The following is a 17148-nucleotide window of genomic DNA, read 5'->3' as shown; positions in this document are numbered from 1 at the left end:
TAATTGATCTCTAGGATTGCTATCTCCTACCCATTCGTTTTTATCAACAAAATCCCTGAGATACAGACCTAATTTTTATATTTAAGAAAATCCAAGCACATGAAATCAACCTTATTAGTTTTTCTCACCTTTCTCAGCTTTCAGCTTTTTGCCCAATCCAAAATAGAGGATCAACTGCATGGTCACAGCTTCCGCTTCATCGGCCCTGAGGGCAATCGAGCTATCGCGGTCATTGCCGAAGCGAATAATCCCCAGGTTGCCTATATAGGAGCTGCTTCTGGTGGACTTTGGAAGACTGAAGATATGGGCATCAGTTGGAACCCTATCTTCGATGAGCAGAGTGTTTCTTCTGTAGCGGCCATTGATTTGGCACCCTCTGATCCTCAACAAGTTTGGGTGGGTACAGGAGAAACTTTTGTAATCAGACCTGCACATGCGATGGGAAATGGCATCTATTTTTCTCCTGATGCCGGAAAAACCTGGGAACATAAAGGCTTGGAAAAGACAGGAAGAATCGGTCGGGTGATCGTACATCCAGATGATCCCAACACCGTTTTTGCAGGTGCTTTAGGCCACACCTATGGTCCCCAGAAAGAGAGAGGAGTGTATAGAACGAGGGATGGCGGTGAAACCTGGGAACAGGTTTTGTTTATCGATGAGGGGACAGGAGTTTCCGATATGGCGATAGACCCTGAAAACCCAGACATCATTTATGCTGCCATGTGGTCGGTGCATATCAATACCTGGGGACTGAACTCAGGAGGAGAAGGAAGCGGAATTTATAAGTCTATCGACGGTGGAGATACTTGGGAACCTTTGAATAAATATGGCTTGCCCTTTGGAGCTGAGCGTCCAGTCGGAAAAACTTCAGTGGATGTGTCACGAAGTAATCCGAATATCATTTATGCACTTTTTGAGGCAGAAAGCCCAGAAGTTTGGAGATCAGAGGATAAGGGCATGAGTTGGACTCTGATGAGCCAGGAGCACGACTGGAATGAGCGTGCCCCGTACTATACACGGCTTAGGGTGAATACCGGAGATCCAGATGAAATTTATTCAATGACCGTAAGGTTTACTCATTCACTGGACGGTGGCAAAACCCGTAACCCTAATCCACCTCGAGGTGGGGGCGATAATCATGACATCTGGATAAACCCAACTAATCCGGATCACTATATGGTGGCTCACGATGGTGGGGTCAGTATTACTTATAATCATGGCAAATCCTTCCAGCGAGTAGTCTTGCCCATTGCCCAAATGTATCATGTGGCGGTAGATGATCAGATTCCATACAATGTGTACGGAAACCGTCAGGATGGATGGTCTTATATGGGTCCTAGTAATTCCCTCGCAGGGTACATTCCCTTAGGTCTTTGGAAAGGTGTGGGAGGTTGTGAATCTGGCTTCGCAAAGCCTGATCCCAGAGACAATAACATTATCTGGTCGGGATGTTATGATGGGGGTCTAGACAGGCATGATTTGCGAACAGGACATTCCCGGGACGTCCGGGTATGGCCAGAGGCTGGCTATGGCTGGGCTCCCGCTGATATGAAATATAGATGGCACTGGAATTTTCCATTGAGCCACTCTCACCATACTCCGGGACGAGTCTTTGTAGGTTCTCAGTTTGTGCATATGACAGATGATGGAGGACAAAGCTGGCAGGTGATTTCTCCTGATTTGACGCTAAACTTAAAATCCCATCAACAAAATTCGGGTGGGGTAGCCATCGACAACCTAATGACTTTCGATGGTGCAACGCTATTTGCCATAGAAGAATCCAAATTCGAAGCTGGTGTGATTTGGGTAGGAACCAATGACGGTCAGGTTCAAATTACCAAAGATGGTGGAGAAAACTGGGAAAATCTTACGAGCAATATTCCTGACCTTCCAGAGTGGGGTACCATCGCTAATATCGAACCTTCCAGATATGATAAGGCTACGGCCTACATCACCGTGGACTTACATCAGATGGGAGATTTTGACCCATACATTTTTAAAACCACAGACTATGGGCAAAGCTGGACCAAAATCTCCAATGGCATTCCAAAGTCCGAATCTTCATTCGTGCATGTGGTTAAAGAAGATCCCAAGCGTGAGGGAATGCTCTACGTAGGTGTGGACAATGGGGTTTTTATCAGTCATGATGATGGAGACACCTGGAATCAAATCAAGTTAAACCTTCCTCCTGCACCGGTTTATTGGCTTGAGATACAAGAGCGTTTTGATGATTTGGTGGTAGGCACTTATGGTCGTGGATACTATATTCTGGATGATCTTTCTGCTATTCGAGGTCTGGACCAGAAAAAGACACTTGCCTTCTATGATGTCAGGGATGCCTGGAGATTCAATAACAAGGAAAACATCAAGACAGATGGAGTAAGTTTTAATTCAGGAAGAAACCCTAGCTATGGGGCTAGCCTAAATTACTTCATCCCCAAAGGTACCGATGGAACTGCCAAAATAGAAATTCATGATGTTCATGGGGAACTGGTCAGGAGCATGGAAGTAAAAATAGAGGATGGGGCAAATCGCGCTCAATGGGATCTACGCTATGAGCCTACCTACACCCCAAAACTTCGAGTAGCTCCTCCTGGAAGACCTTGGGTTCAGCTAAACGGGGAAGGATGGAGACCGCTGGTGCAGTGGGATCTTGATCTGATGGCGGGGCAATTTGGACCCAGAGTGGTACCTGGGATATACGAAGCCTCCTTGATTTTAAGCGATGAAGAAGGAAATGTTTTAGAACGAACTTCTACTGAATTCGAGGTACTTAAAGATCCACACGCGGAGGGATCCCTGAAAGACATCAGAGCTCAGGTAGCTTTTTCCCTTCAACTTCGAGATGCGATGAATCTTGCGGTCAGCAATATAAATACAGTAGAAGTTCTTAGGTCTGAGTTGGAAGCTATAATTTCTGAAGGGTCCAATAATGCGACCACCAAAGAAGCAATTCGATTAAAAGAAGCGGCAGAAGAAATCGCAAATAAACTTTATGATATCCAACTGACTGGAGCTCGCGAAGATGCCTTTCGCTCCCCAATCAAGCTATATGGACGGCTAAGTGCCCTTGCCTCAGACATCAATTCCAGTGGAATCGACTTCAGACCAACGGATCAGCAAGGAGAGGTTTATGAAGTTTTAGATGAGAGACTACAGGCAGCTATTAAGCAGTTTGATGAACTCATTAATACTGATATTGAAAAGTTTAACAAAGCTCTTCAGCAGCAGAATAGAAAGATTGACTTAGAAGGGACTGGTGGGGAAGAATAAAATGTGATTGGTCAACCCATCAAGATGGCTTTACCATCAATAAGCCTTAACTTATAGGAAATCAGACACCTATGGCAAAAAATAAATGGATCTCATTTCAAAAATTGACGGACAGGTTTCGGACCACCAAAAAGGCTACAGCCAAGCAAACTAAATCCTACCAGATTCCTGGTGTTTATGTAGAAGAGATCTCTAATCTCCCCAAATCCATAGCGCAAGTTGAGACAGCTGTACCGGCTTTTATAGGCTATACCGAAAAGACCGAAATACAAAACGGTCAAAACTTGACCACCAAAAGGATTAATTCTCTTTTTGAGTATGAATTATATTTTGGCTCTTCTCCCAAGGAAAGTGGCATTAGCATAGACGCCACTAACCACGATGACCCTACGGTGGACTTTCATTCTCCATCAAAGTATCTGATGCATTATGCCATGCAGTCATTTTTTGCAAATGGTGGCGGTTCCTGCTTCGTAGTCTCTTGCGGCATTTACAGTGATGGGGTGATCAATTATCAGGATCTGGAATCAGCACTTCTGAAGACATCTGCCATCGATGAAATCACTCTGCTAGTTATCCCTGAAGCTATAAATCTTGATAACCCTCAAAAGCATGCCGATCTGATCAACCGAAGTCTTTTAGAATGTAGCAAGCTGAAAGACCGATTTTCAATTTGTGATGTGTATACCCATGGTGGTAGTTACTCCGATGACATAAGTTTATTCAGAAACAAGGTAAGTGGTGCAGGCAGACTAAAATATGGGGCAGCTTATTACCCTTTTCTGGAAATGAGCTTAAATAAATCATTTGACCCGGCGAAAATAACCGTAACCACCAGTGCAGGCGAAACTTCTATGGCCTCCATCGAAAGTGAAAGTCCCTACTTGTACCAAAGTATCAAATCTAAAATTGAGCGTATGCCTGTATTGATGCCTCCCTCTCCGGCAGTCGCGGGACAATACACCTCCGTGGATATGAGCAGAGGGGTTTGGAAAGCTCCTGCAAATGTCTCCCTGAATCAGGTGATCAAGCCAAGTGTTTCAATAAATGATACCCAACAGGGAAGTATGAATATCGATCCGGTTTCAGGAAAGTCTATCAATGCGATTAGATCATTTAGCGGACAGGGAGTGCTAATCTGGGGTGCAAGGACACTGGATGGAAATAGTAATGAATGGCGCTATGTGCCTGTTGTAAGGCTTTTTATGATGGTAGAAGAATCCATTAAAAAGGGACTGGAGCAAGTGGTTTTTGAACCGAATAATAACAACACCTGGGTCACGGTTAAATCTATGATTGAGAATTATTTAACCATGTTATGGAAACAAGGAGGAATTATGGGAGCTACACCAAATGATGCATATTTCGTGAAGGTCGGTCTAGGTAGCACCATGACTCCAGATGATATTCTTGAGGGTAGGATGATCATTGAAATTGGTATGGCTGTGGTCAGACCAGCGGAATTTATTGTTTTCTCTGTTTTACAGAAGATGAAATCTCCTTGATATACTTTACATTTCCAGTATTTACACCAGGTATATCTTCCAAAATCCAGCCCATTATAGAACCGCCTAGACTCAAAAAAACATCCGTCTCCCACCCCAAAAATCCATCATTCTAAAATTAATAGGATTTAAAAGTCCCATTACCTACTTTTTATCCGATTCAGACCATTAAACTCAAAATCATGAAAAAACACCTACTTCTCACACTTATGATGCTACTTAGCATGGCTCATCTGGGATGGGCCCAAGAAGCCCTCTTTAGTGCCAGGAATATTATATCTCCGGAAATTAATCCCGATAACACGGTAAACTTCCGACTCTTTGCACCCAATGCAGAAACAGTTGAAATCACCGGTGATTTCCTTCCTACAGAAAAAATGGAAACGCCTATGGGGGAAATGGATGGGCCTGGCAAGGCAGAATTAACCAAGGATGAAAACGGGCTCTGGACATTCACCTCAGATAATCTGGGACCGGAACTTTATAATTACGCCTTTATTATTGACGGCTTTCGTACGAATGATCCTAACAATCCCTTTTTAATCCGGGACGTCGCCAGCTCAACCAATATTTTTATCATCGGTGGTGGTCATGCAGACTTATTCAAAACCAATGATATTCCTCATGGGTCTGTGACGCGCAGATGGTATGATTCTCCTGGATTGGATATGGATCGACGAATCACCATTTATACCCCTCCCGGATATGAGTCTTCCAGCGAGAGCTACCCGGTACTTTATCTCCTACATGGTGCTGGCGGAGATGAAGAAGCATGGATTTCTCTTGGGCGTACCGCCCAAATCATGGATAATCTGATAGCTCAGGGGAAAGCGAAACCCATGATTGTGGTGATGCCTAATGGAAATGTGATTCAGGATGGCGCACCCGGAGAAGGAAGCAAAAACTTCTATAAGCCCCAATTCATGATTCCAAAAACCATGGATGGAACTTACGAGGGGTCTTTTGAAGATATTATCAGTTTCGTAGAAAGTAATTACAGAGTTAAGGCGAATAAAGCCAACAGAGCAATTGCAGGTTTATCCATGGGCGGATTCCACACCATTCATATTTCACGTTACTATCCTAATACCTTTGATTATATGGGTGCCTTTTCAGCTGCGATCATGCCGAGGGAAGATGCTACCGCAAAAGTCTATAGCGACTTCGATGAGACTTTGAAAACGCAAATGGACAATGGATATGAGCTCTATTGGATTGCCATAGGCAAAACAGATTTTCTCTATGATGCCAATCAGGAGTTCCTGGCAAAGCTAGATTCCATGAATATGCCTCATGAGTACGTAGAAAGTGAGGGAGGTCATACCTGGAGAAACTGGAGGGTTTATCTCACACAGTTTGCCCCAAGATTATTTCAATAAAACTCAGCCCCGGGAACAAAACCCGGGGTTATTTTTTCATCAGCCCAAAAACTGACCTAAAGCAGATGGCTGCTGGAGGAGCCAACCGGTCAGACTGTACCGAGGTTTATTCGATGCCAAAACCGCATGAGGAACGTCTGCACTTTTGAACATCACACAGCGGGCTTCCAGAGGTTCTACTAACACAGTACTTCCATCTTCTCTGAAAATCTCAAGCTCTCCCCCATCCCCTTTCTGCCAATCCTTATTCAGATAGATCACCATGCTAATTGTCCGGTTGCTTCTATTGTTGAACTGATCCAGATGCTTGTCGTAATGCCCTCCTTTCGGGTAATGTGCCAAATGGAATTCGTATCCCGATAAGCCCAGGTAGCAATAGCGATTGTAGATAAACATGGTCTCATCGACCAAATTCCAGAGCTCCTCCAGTTCTATATCTCTTTTTCTATCAAGCCAGTAGGTGTAATCTCCGCGAATGTCAGGTCTAACCATATTATCCGCCAGTGCGCCTATTCCAGCTTTGGTGAAGTTATCCAGATGAGAGCGGAAAAATGATTGAATGATATTTAGCCTTTCCGGGCCTAAAAAATGATCTACAACGACGTAATTTTTTTCGGCCAGCTCATCCATCCAGGAGAGCCAGTCCTCAAGCTCATGGCAGTTTTTCAATTCATTTCAAATAGTCGGCAAATATAGATGTTTCCGAAGTAGAATAATTGAAATTTTAACCTTGGGACTTTGTGGTAAACAAAAAAGGAGCACTAGGCTCCTTTTAACTTCACTAATATTGCTGGTTTAGTCTTCAGTTGAAGTTTGATTTTCTTTATTCACCCAATCCAGAATGAAAGTCCCTGTTCTTCCAATGATAAAAGTAAGGATACCAAACAGAGGAGAAAGAAGTGCAACTTTTAACCCGCCTGCCAGCATGGCTGGTGGAATATCCCCTGCTGCCTCTATGGCATCAAAGGCTTGTATTAACCCTAGCACTGCATTGAATAAACCTATGACAAGTCCAAGTAGTGCTACTTGTTTGGCAAGAGATTTAAATTTTTCAAAGGAGATCTGATTCGATTTCATGTGCTTCCCAGCCAAAGCGATAAATACAATGGCTAGAATAAGACAAACCAAGACAAGAGTCATCCCAAAAGGCCCTCCTTCTCTGAATCGATTTATGATTGCGAAAGTAGAGGCAATAGAGTTTAGCTGGGTGGCGATTGTGAATATCATAGTTTTTAATTTTGATTATTCACCGAAGAAAAGGCAAAAGTTCTAGGCATATTATTCAATGCGATGGCCGACCGATTAAGTAGGTAAGATTGCATATTTAGCGGTGCTTTTGAAATTCAAAGTAGCTTATTTGTTGAGAAGGCCGCTAAATCGGTTGTTCACCGATTATTCTTTGTGAATCTTATTTTTTAGCTAATATTTAAGCATTCATGAATATTAAAAAACTTGGAAAGGTCTTACTCATCGAGTTTATCAAGCAAGCTCTGCTTTGCGTAGGTATTCTTCTGTTTTTTACTTTCTACTTTGGGATCACTCTTTCGAACCTAGCACCATCCTTCACATTTGGCCTCTTCCTTCTTCCGGTCACTTTCGTCACGGCAAATATCTTTAGTAAAAAGCTTATTCCTAATTATTTGATTAAAGAAAAATATGGATTGTTTGCATTGTACACGGTTTATGCCCTGGTGATTTCAATGTTTTTCATTGTGATTTCCTGTTTTTATGCTTTGGTTTTTTCTCAGGCCATTCCAGATTGGGACCGGGAGTTTTTAGCTACTAAAAATCTCTATCTGATCATGATTGGTGTTTACATGGTAATTTTGGTTGTATCCCTTTTCGCTGTCTATCGAGAGGGATATCAGATTAGTCTGAAAAACAAGGAACTTCAATATGCTTTGCTGGATGGGGAGCTGCAGCTAAAAAAGGAAGAGCTCTCCTACCTGAAAATGCAGATTCATCCTCATTTCCTTTTTAATACCTTAAATACCATTTATGGTTCGGCTATTGCCAAAAAACAGAATACCCCAGACTTGATTCTGAAACTTTCTAACCTCTTGGATTACATTCTGTATCAAACCAAAAAGTCTTTGGTTTCCCTTGAGGATGAAATCAATCATCTGAAAGATTACATGGCATTGGAAGAGTTAAGACATGGAGAAAAAATGGAGGTAGTTACGAGTTTCCCTGAGGGAACAAAACATGTAATGGTTCCTCCAATGCTTTTGCTTCCTTTTTTGGAAAATAGCTTCAAACATGGAAAGGTTTCAGGCAAAAAGTCTTTCATTGATCTTAAAATTCAGACTTGGGAAAACAGGATAGATTTCTCCATTAAAAACTCATTTGAGAAGAAGGAAAAGGACAGTAACTCGCAATCTTCTGGAATAGGCTTATCGAATATTCGAAAGAGGCTTGAAATGCTTTATCCGGAAGCCTATGAACTCGAGATCACGGAGAATGAGGGTATCTTTAGGGTACTGCTTTCCCTGCAAACAAATAAAATCAAAAAACATGAATTGCCTGATCGTAGATGACGAACCTATAGCCCAGAATATTCTAAAGGACTTCGTTTCCCGGCTGGATTTTCTGAACCTGGTCAAGACTTGTTCTGACGCGAATGAGGCGTTTAATTGTATTCAGAATAATTCCGTGGATCTTGTTTTTCTGGATATCAATATGCCCGGAATTGATGGAATGGCACTGGCCAAGATTATCCCTAAAGAGATTCATGTAATTTTCACTACTGCCTATCGGGAATTTGCCATAGAGGGCTTTGATCTCCAAGCCGCAGATTACCTGCTTAAACCCATTGCTTTTGACCGTTTTTTAAAGGCAGTTTCGAAAGTTAAAGCCGAGCAATCTTCTCCCTCAGACCGGGATTCCGATTTTATTTTTGTACGCCAGGACCGGAAAATGGAAAAGGTGGCTTTTGATGAAATCAGCTATGTGGAAAGCTACTCGGACTATCTGAAAATTCATTTGCGTGAAAGAACATTGATTGTCCGGGAAAGTATGAACAACTTTTTCCAGAAGCTTCCGCAAAGTAAGTTTATCCGTTTCCATCGCTCCTTTATTGGAAGGCTGGGAGCTATCGAATCCTATACCCATGAATTCATCCAGATAGACGGCAAAGCGCTGACGATCAGCCGATCTTTCAAGAATGAGGTACTCGAAAGATTAGGCCAATTCGAATAAGTAACTGGAGGATAAATAATGGATTAGAATGGCCAGGAATCCTGAAGTTTCTCGCCTTTTGCCATCTTATTCAATTCATCTTCCGTCATCAGGCATTCATCCAGCTCTTTCAGGATTGATTCCTGATCCAGAAATTGACCAATCAACACAAGTTCATTCATTCGATCCCCGAATTTTTTATCCCATCTGGATTCGATCCATTTTTGATTATCCAAGTAGGACGCATATCGAATTCTTTGCTGAAATGGCATGGAAGCCCACCATACACCCGCTGGTTCAGCTTTAAGACTTCCTCCTGCCTGCGACCAGGAAATAGCTTCATTCATTCTAGAACCCAAATAAAAAAGCCCTTTGCTACGTATGATGCTTGCTGGCCAACTCGACTGAATGTAATTCCAGAATCTGTCAGGATGAAATGGTCGCTTATCTTTAAAAACAAAGCTACTTATACCGTATTCCTCCGTTTCAGGAGTATGCTCTTTTTCTAACTCCTCCATCCATGCTTCAGATGCCGACTCCAAATCTTCATCGTATAAACCTGTATTTAGGATTTCTTTGAGGTCCACATTTCCCTTTTCTGTCCTAATTACTTTAGCCCTGGGATTCAATTTTTGAAGTATCGCTTCCAACTCCTCAGCATGCTCTTTTGAGACCATGTCCACTTTATTCAAGAGGATCACATTGGCAAATTCAATTTGATCAGTCAGAAGATTCACGATGGATCGGGTGTCCTCAAGATCATCATTCATCCCTCTTGATACGATAGTATCCGGGCTTCCAAAATCCTTGTAAAAGTTAAAAGCATCCACTACAGTGACCAAAGTATCAAGTTGGCTCACATCTCCTAGGATGGCCTTCTCATTCTCATCTACAAACGTGAATGTTTGTGCAACAGGAAGCGGTTCTGAAATTCCAGAGCTCTCAATAAGCAAGTAGTCAAACCTGCCTTCCTGAGCCAATTTACGCACCTCAATCATCAGGTCCTCTCGAAGAGTACAACAGATACAGCCGTTACTCATTTCGACCAGCTTTTCTTCCGTTTTAGAAAGGGTATTGCCTTGCTCGATGAGTTGAGCATCAACATTGACTGCCCCCATGTCATTGACTATTACAGCCACTTTTAATCCTTCTTTATTATGAAGAACATGATTTAAGAGGGTGGTCTTTCCTGCTCCAAGAAAACCACTAAGTACAGTAACGGGTAGTTTTTTCATGTATTTAGTCTAGTTCAGCTTCTTTAATGATGAAGGTCATTTCCTCTACATTGTCTGCATTGAGCTCCAAAATGCCCCTAACGGTGACGATTTCATCTAATTTCAATCGTCTTGGTTTTTCTTTAGTATAAACCACAGCCACCGATTCAGGGCCAGCGGCTCCGCAAAAAAAGCACTCTGCCATGGGATATTTGGATAGAATTATTATGTCATTTCTCTCGAGATCGAGAGGAATGTGAAAACCTTTGAGCTCTACTTCCTTACCCTCCAGTGCAATCAATTCATCAGTAAACTCTGGGTAATAGAAATACATACCAAAGTCTCTATTTAGCTTTTCCTTGAACGGCACCTGCTGAAAAAGTGCCCAAAGATTCTTCTCCTCAGGCACGGCAGACCAAGCGATATGAAAAATTAAGCTGGAAAGTAGGGCTAGTGTAAGTGTGGAAAACTGTCTCACGCTAAGAAAACTTAATAAGTTGCAATATTGTTGCATTTTTACGCAATAATCAACCAGGTCCCGGATTATTTTCTATTGGATTTCTATTCCCTTTTCATTTGGGCCTTTATCAAAATTTAACCACTCCTAAAAAAAACTTTGGCGGGCACGCTTCAGTGCTTAATTTCAAAATATCCTAAAAACCCCCAACATGAAAATTAGAACCCTTATTGTGCTCTTAGTTTTGAGCTTCAGCTCCATTCAAGCACAGGAACTCACTAGTGAACTACTTAATGGCCTCCCTCTGAGGAATATCGGACCTGCTACTATGAGTGGTAGAATTGTGGACCTAGCTGTTTTGGAATCTGATCCATATACTTTTTATGCTGCCACAGCCACGGGTGGCGTATGGAGAACTACTGATAATGGAATCACCTTCGAGCCTGTTTTTGAAAATGAGGGTACTCATTCAGTTGGTGCGATTGCCTTAAATCAAAATCACCCAAACATTATCTGGGTAGGAACTGGTGAGCGGGCTAACCGCCAAAGTTCATCTTGGGGAGATGGGGTGTATAAATCTACCGATGGTGGTAAAAGCTGGAAAAATATGGGTTTGAAAGACTCACACCATATTGGAAGAATTGCCCTCCACCCTACGGACTCGCTCGTGGCTTATGTAGCAGCCATGGGACATCTCTGGGGGCCAAATGAAGAACGTGGATTATACAAGACCGAAGATGGTGGTGAGACTTGGGAGAGATTAATATATGTGGATGAAGACACGGGTGTAGTTGATGTAGCCATGGATCCTACTGATCCGAATATTCTCTATGCAGCTACTTACCAAAGGCGAAGGAGACCCTATGGCTTTCATGGTGGAGGTCCTGGAAGCGGACTCCACAAATCTACAGATGGTGGAGAGACATGGAAAGAATTGACAAATGGATTGCCGGAAGGAGATTATGGGCGTATAGGAATTTCAATTTATAGAAATAATCCTGAGGTGGTCTTTATTTCACTTGAACAAGGTTTCCAATACAACGCCTCCACAGCCTATAATGAAAGAAGAGCCGGGCTTTATCGAAGCAAAGATAAAGGTGAGAGTTGGGAATTGATGAGTGACTGGAATCCTCGGCCCATGTACGCCTCGCAGCCTTTGGTGGATCCCAGCGACGAGTCCAGGATTTATATGATGAATCAATACAGCTATTCCAGTGATAGTGGAAGGACTTTTACTTCTCCCAGACAATCTCTACATGGAGATGATAGGATTCTTTGGGTTAACCCAAATGACTCAAGGCATGTGATCAAAGGTGACGACGGAGGCATAGGGATTTCCTATGACCGAGGATTAAAATGGCTATGGGTAAGTAATCTTCCCGTGAGTCAGTATTACCGAGTGGCTGTCGATGATGCCAAACCTTACAATGTTTACGGAGGGCTTCAGGACAATGGTAGTTGGGTCGGTCCTAGTGAAACGTATCGATATGGAGGAATCATTAATTCTGACTGGAAAAAGCTCGGAGGTGGTGATGGTTTCTTGAACCTACCGGATAGAAATGATGCTGATGTAGTTTACACAGAATCACAGTACCTGGGTTTATCGAGATTAGACATGAACACGGGTCAGAGACAAAGCATTCGTCCCGGAGATCCAAATGGTAGAATCGGCCCCAGACGGAATTGGGATGCCTGGGGACCTGGGCTTCCTGAGCCAGAACTTGGTAATGCTATGGCACCAGGAAACTGGGATGGGCCTTTTTTCCTTTCTCATCATGATGATAACACAATTTATGCTGGCACAAATATCCTTTGGAAAAGCACTGATAAAGGGGCTACCTGGACATCACTGGGAGACTTGACCACAAAAGTCAATAGAAGAGAGTTGCTAATCATGGGACAAAGAGCGGACGAAAATACTGCTTCTCTCGATGATGGAATTCCCTATTACCCAACCTTAACGGCAATAGCGGAAGACTTACATAAACCAGGAGTGCTATACGTAGGAACAGATGATGGACTTCTTCAAGTATCATGGGATGACGGTCAGACTTGGAATGATGTTACTTCTGAATTAACTGGCCTTCCAAAAGAAACCTGGATCAATACCATTGAGCCTTCTTCCCATCAAGAAGGAAGAGCTTATGTGGCCATTAATAATTATCGAAATGATGATTTTACCAATTACGTGTATCGGACAGATGATTATGGGAAAACCTGGACTTCTATCGTTGGGGACTTACCGGAGGATCGTGTGGCAAGAACCTTAAGAGAAGATCCAAAAAATCCGAATTTACTCTACTTAGGTACTGAGCTTGGACTATTTGTGACTATAGATGGTGGAGAAAATTGGACTGAACTTAAAAGTAATATGCCAACGCTTCCTTTCAATGACCTGGTCATTCATCCAAGAGATAATGACCTAATTCTCGCCTCACATGGTAGAGGTGTTTGGATTTTGGATCATTTGAATTCCCTTCAGGAAATGACTTCTGAAACCCTGAGCAAGGAAGCCGCATTATTTTCCATAGCCGATGCAGAAATCATCAATTACACCCGGGAAGGAGCTCACACTGGTGACATGTACTATCGGGGCGAAAACCCAGACTTTGGGGCTGCGATAGACTATTTTCTTCAGGACTCGGTTGCTTCAGACAATATTTCTCTTGGAATTTATGATGCATCAGGAAAGCTCATCAGCGAGATAGATCCAAAAAATGAATCAGGACTTCATCGCATCATGTGGAACTTAAGATATGACGTGAAACAAGCAGGCTCAGGCAGATCTAGAATCCAAGGGCCTTATGTTTTACCTGGATTATACACTGCAAAACTGCAAGTGGATGAACAAAGCTTTTCTCAGGTTTTTAGGGTTTCTGATGACCCCCGACTTGAGGTAGCAATTGATGTGAGAAGAGAATGGACTGAATCTCAATGGAAGGTGCTGGAGCTTTATTCTAAAGTTAGTTCCGATCGATCAGACGTACAGAAATTAAACTCTCAGCTTTCAGAGCTAAAGGAGAAAAATGTGGAATACGATGAAGAAGTGGCAGAGCCCTTGAAAGAATCAGCCAGAAAATATGCCGAGCTTAATAGTCGTATCCGAACCCTCTATTCTCAAATCGGAAATTACATAGGACCTTGGACCGGTGATCAGCAGTCCCAATTTGATTATTATTCCTCTATGGTGGAAGTTCTTAAAGCAGAAAAAGAAGAAGTTCTTTCGGACGTAGTTCCGAAAATTAATAGAAAGCTAAAAAAGGAAAATCGCCTTAGTCTGGAGAAATAGACTTTGAAGATAAAAAGGTGCCCCGTCATTGACCTGACGGGGCTTTTTTTGTCACCTTATCTTAGATTTTATTAAATTGGAATAAATAGTTTGTCTGAAAATTTGACTCTCACACATCATGGCTACCACCCCCGAACACGACGAAAAAATTGCAAAATTGACTTTTGCCGGAGTTTATCCACACTATCTAACCAAGATTGAAAAGAAAGGAAGAACCAAGGACGAACTACATGAGGTGATCGAATGGCTCACAGGTTTTGATGATAAAAAACTGAAAGAGCTAATCGACAAAAAAGTAACCTTCAAAGACTTTTTTGAACAGGCGGATCTGAACCCGAATTCAGAACAAATAAAAGGGGTCATCTGCGGCTATAGAATTGAGGAAATAATCACTCCTTTAACTCGCCAAGCCAGATATCTGGATAAGTTGGTAGATGAATTGGCGAAGGGAAGAAAAATGGAAAAAATCCTTCGCCAGCCTTTGAAAGCCTGATTTGGCTTTAGTCTAGAATTGACTTCCCCTGATTGGAGAGCTTTTTTACAAGCGATCAAAAAGGATTGAAATTATTGTGTAGCCGTAGAATCAAGAACTGCTTTTTCCAACATATCGTAGGTAATTTTAAAGGTAGGATAAGCTCCAATATTTTCCGGAGCCTTTTGATCTCCTCTTTGAACTTTGATTCGATTATCAGGCCCTTCTGATTCCAGAAAATCAATCACCTTATCAATCATAGATTGAATTCTGGCATCTCGAATGCTATCTACATTTTGATCTTTGGTGAGCTCCATTATTGCGTCGGTCACAGAAATAGAATCTTTACCTGTCTGCTTTCGAACATACTTTTCAAACTCCTCAGTCTGCTTCGTGTAGTCCCTCCTCTTAGAGTTAAATTCTTCCCCAACCATGTTTACAGCTATAGCTTCAGTGAATAGTCTCTCATCGACGAAATAATCCATCGTTATTGCAAGCCCTTCTTTTTGCCTTTCAAGATCAAGTAGCTTTTCTAGCTGTCGATATTGCTTGTTATTCGGGATAGTATCAGAAAAGGTAAACTCCATCTCTTCTAACTCCTTTGGGTCACCCCCTACTAATCCAACCAAAAAATCGACAGGAGCCAATACCGTTTTATCAATCACATTTTTAAACGTATCCCAAACGATCTTACCCACACTAATAGATGGGTCGTTTAGATCTCCTCGCACAGGAATGTCTAATTCTACATCTCCATTCCTGTCGGTTAGTAAGAAAAAGGCAAACTTTAAAGGAATGCTGTATAAACCAGCATCACTAGTCTCCAGAGTAGCTCCCCTTACGATAAGCTTGTTTTCACTTTCTATCTGCCCCTCTACAATTTTGGTCTGACAATAGTAGTACATGTCTCCAGTCACCGTACTGTGACCCATGTAATATTCAGTGTAGATATTTAGGTCAGGCAAAAGAAAATTCTCGACCGCAATATCAAGTGAAAGATTATTAAAATCCTGGGGATTAATGTCAACTGCGGCGGTTAGATTTCCTCTGTCATTCAGAAGCATAGTTGAATTGATCGTAAATCTCTCCGAATTACTGTCAATGTCCTTTGTATCAAATTCGATATTACTCAGTTTATAATTGAAAGGCTGCCCGGTAAGATTATCACTGTAATCAAGTCTTCCATTTCTTAAGATAAACTCATCTATGCTATAAGATAGACTTTGTCCTCCCAAAGTATCAGCTGTGACATCTGATCCAGAATCACTGGATTCCAATTCATCTTCCAGCATAAAAATTTTATAGAAATTATTGGTATTCGAATCCAACTGGAAATAAGTGTAGGAATCAATTATCTCAATGCTATTGATATGATAAACTGCGTTGTAGCTATCCAGATTATCAGCAATGAACCTGCTTTCTTTTGCTCCCAGGAAAACCCGGTCTGTTGTATCTCTCATTTCGAAGTCGAAGGCTTTGGCATCCACCGCAGCAACAACCTTTTGATATTCATTAATATTGCCGGCCAAATGAACTTTAGCATCTACATATCCATCGAAGGAATTAATCAAAGCATATTCTCGTACGTACTCGTAAAAAGGATCTAAATACAATTTTTTTACCTCGACATCCGTGTCAAAGTCACCTGATTTGGGATCGAAATTAAAATTAGCCTCAAAGGAACCTCCACGATCCATAGCGAAAGCTATGTCCGCTGAGCTCTTTTCAGTTTGGTCCCAAGAAATCATCGGAACAAAGAAATCAATACCAGGGATATCATTCACTTTGCCTACAGTACGATTGTCAAAAATGAGATGAGCCCCTTTCAACTGAATTTTGGAAATTTCATATTTGAACTCAGTCTCCTCTTCTTCGGACTCCACGTCTAAAGTGTCAGTGTTTGTATGAAAGTCAATTAAATCGTCAAAATTAAAGCCGGACTCATCCATAATGATTTGCGTGAAAAGTCCTTTGATGTAAAACTGCTCGATTACCTTCTCGTCCTGGAAATATCTAAGAGGATCCAAATCTAGTATCAAGGTGTCGAAAGACACGAAAACATCCTCTTGGCTATCTTCAAACATCTTGAAATCAAATGCCTTAACTGTGCTAGTGAAATAGTTGTACTTCAGTTTTTCAAGCTCAATCTGTCTTCCAATAAGCTCGGGACTATTTTTTACCAAATAAGACCGAATGATGGAAGGCGTAAAAATTAGGATTAAGAGAAAAAGAAGTCCAAGACCTATGAGTATGTATTTAACTAAACCTCGCATCAGATTTAAGCTTTTTTTTAAAAAAATGGATTGCTTTTTTAAATGAGGTTAAAGCTATTGGAATTTTAGCATTTCTTTTTCCTTTTTAAGGGTAATTTAAAGCCTAATT

12 protein-coding genes are annotated in these 17148 nt (G+C 41.8%); 7 read left to right on the top strand and 5 right to left on the bottom strand.

Annotated features, from left to right (window positions below):
- The first annotated feature begins 99 nt into the window (after window positions 1-99).
- From QVH07_RS03590 to QVH07_RS03580, 3 genes are all read left to right on the top strand, one after another.
- Window positions 100-3273: a WD40/YVTN/BNR-like repeat-containing protein gene (locus QVH07_RS03590; protein WP_289998775.1), complete on the top strand. Its 3174-nt coding sequence runs from the start codon at window positions 100-102 to the stop codon at window positions 3271-3273.
- A gap of 71 nt (window positions 3274-3344) precedes the next feature.
- Entirely contained in the window at window positions 3345-4778 is a 1434-nt protein-coding gene (locus QVH07_RS03585; RefSeq protein WP_289998774.1) for a phage tail sheath family protein, read from the top strand.
- 182 nt (window positions 4779-4960) lie between these two features.
- A complete protein-coding gene (locus QVH07_RS03580; protein ID WP_289998773.1) occupies window positions 4961-6157 on the top strand; it encodes an esterase in 1197 nt (398 codons plus the stop codon).
- 39 nt (window positions 6158-6196) lie between these two features.
- Here the strand turns inward: QVH07_RS03580 and QVH07_RS03575 are convergent, their stop codons facing one another.
- Together QVH07_RS03575 and QVH07_RS03570 are read right to left on the bottom strand one after the other, a co-directional pair.
- The gene (locus tag QVH07_RS03575) at window positions 6197-6826 is read right to left on the bottom strand and encodes a 2OG-Fe(II) oxygenase (protein ID WP_289998772.1); all 630 of its coding nucleotides are present in this window, start codon (window positions 6824-6826) and stop codon (window positions 6197-6199) included.
- A gap of 126 nt (window positions 6827-6952) precedes the next feature.
- Window positions 6953-7384 (bottom strand): MotA/TolQ/ExbB proton channel family protein, encoded by a 432-nt coding sequence (locus QVH07_RS03570; RefSeq protein WP_289998771.1) that lies wholly within the window; start codon window positions 7382-7384, stop codon window positions 6953-6955.
- Between the two features lie 209 nt (window positions 7385-7593).
- Here QVH07_RS03570 and QVH07_RS03565 point away from each other — a divergent pair, with 209 nt between their 5' ends.
- Entirely contained in the window at window positions 7594-8694 is a 1101-nt protein-coding gene (locus QVH07_RS03565) for a sensor histidine kinase (protein WP_289998770.1), read from the top strand.
- Window positions 8672-9355 carry a LytR/AlgR family response regulator transcription factor gene (locus QVH07_RS03560; RefSeq protein WP_289998769.1) on the top strand — a complete coding sequence of 228 codons (684 nt, stop codon included), beginning with the start codon at window positions 8672-8674 and terminating at the stop codon, window positions 9353-9355. Before QVH07_RS03565 ends, QVH07_RS03560 begins: the two co-directional genes overlap by 23 nt.
- Window positions 9356-9378: 23 nt before the next feature.
- Here the strand turns inward: QVH07_RS03560 and QVH07_RS03555 are convergent, their stop codons facing one another.
- The gene (locus QVH07_RS03555; protein ID WP_289998768.1) at window positions 9379-10569 is read right to left on the bottom strand and encodes a GTP-binding protein; all 1191 of its coding nucleotides are present in this window, start codon (window positions 10567-10569) and stop codon (window positions 9379-9381) included.
- 4 nt (window positions 10570-10573) lie between these two features.
- Entirely contained in the window at window positions 10574-11026 is a 453-nt protein-coding gene (locus tag QVH07_RS03550; RefSeq protein ID WP_289998767.1) for a hypothetical protein, read from the bottom strand.
- Window positions 11027-11216: 190 nt separating this feature from the next.
- Between QVH07_RS03550 and QVH07_RS03545 the strand changes: the two genes are divergently transcribed.
- Window positions 11217-14294, top strand: a complete 3078-nt coding sequence (locus QVH07_RS03545; protein ID WP_289998766.1) for a VPS10 domain-containing protein — start codon at window positions 11217-11219, stop codon at window positions 14292-14294.
- Window positions 14295-14412: 118 nt separating this feature from the next.
- The gene (locus QVH07_RS03540; protein ID WP_289998765.1) at window positions 14413-14787 is read left to right on the top strand and encodes a DUF2200 domain-containing protein; all 375 of its coding nucleotides are present in this window, start codon (window positions 14413-14415) and stop codon (window positions 14785-14787) included.
- A gap of 71 nt (window positions 14788-14858) precedes the next feature.
- Here QVH07_RS03540 and QVH07_RS03535 read toward each other — a convergent pair whose 3' ends face one another.
- Window positions 14859-17039 (bottom strand): DUF748 domain-containing protein, encoded by a 2181-nt coding sequence (locus QVH07_RS03535; protein ID WP_289998764.1) that lies wholly within the window; start codon window positions 17037-17039, stop codon window positions 14859-14861.
- Window positions 17040-17148: the final 109 nt, after the last annotated feature.

Source organism: Algoriphagus sediminis (genome assembly GCF_030403435.1).
In the GTDB taxonomy this organism is placed as follows: domain Bacteria; phylum Bacteroidota; class Bacteroidia; order Cytophagales; family Cyclobacteriaceae; genus Algoriphagus; species Algoriphagus sediminis.
This window is presented reverse-complemented; position numbering and strand designations above follow the sequence as displayed.